The sequence below is a fragment of the Mycobacterium sp. MYCO198283 genome (genome assembly GCF_021213805.1).
In the GTDB taxonomy this organism is placed as follows: Bacteria; Actinomycetota; Actinomycetes; order Mycobacteriales; family Mycobacteriaceae; genus Mycobacterium.
Map to the genome: position 1 here is coordinate 1 of NZ_JAJQJI010000022.1, position 601 is coordinate 601.

The 601-nt window shown below is 63.6% G+C and carries 1 pseudogene; it reads left to right on the forward strand.

Annotated elements, in window-relative coordinates:
- Nucleotides 1-197 precede the first annotated feature (197 nt).
- Nucleotides 198-601: pseudogene (locus LV457_RS20235) on the forward strand (hypothetical protein); the annotation flags it as partial.

Here is a 601-nt window from a genome sequence, read left to right on the forward strand (position 1 = left end):
GGCGAGCCGTGGAACATGAACTGACCTGTGGTGTGTGGCAGGCCCCCGGCCCATCGGCCGGGGGCCTTTCCACAGCTCCGGCCGGTGGACGAGCAGCGGCTGGCCGGCTCCGCGGTGTGATCTATATCACAGTGAGGTAGGCGCTGTGGAGCGGCTGCCGTCGGCGCACTGTGACGCCAGCTAACAACGTGACGTATGTGACGGCTGTGCAAATTAGCCATTTCGGACCGATCTTCGGAGAGCAAAGCGGTTCATACGCAGTCGAATCGACGCGCGATCCGCGCTTTCCGGTGGTGGAACGCCGTTACGGCCACCCGTCCGGGCGCTCGGGCATGCGCCCGCGGCAACGCCGGCCGATTTTCGTCAGCCTGAGCCGGCTGCTTGACCTTCCTGTTGCCGCGACGAACCTCCCCCGTTATGTTCTCCGTGTCGTTATGAGTGTGGCCTTAGTGCGCGATGTGAGAACTTCTCATCGACAACGACGGCGACGCAGGTCAGCGGGATCGGTCAGATTGGGGAAACACATGAAGGCAATCGGTCGGGTGCTCGTAGCTCTGGTCGCTGCGGTCGCGGCGTTGTTCGTGAGCACGGGTACGTCGCA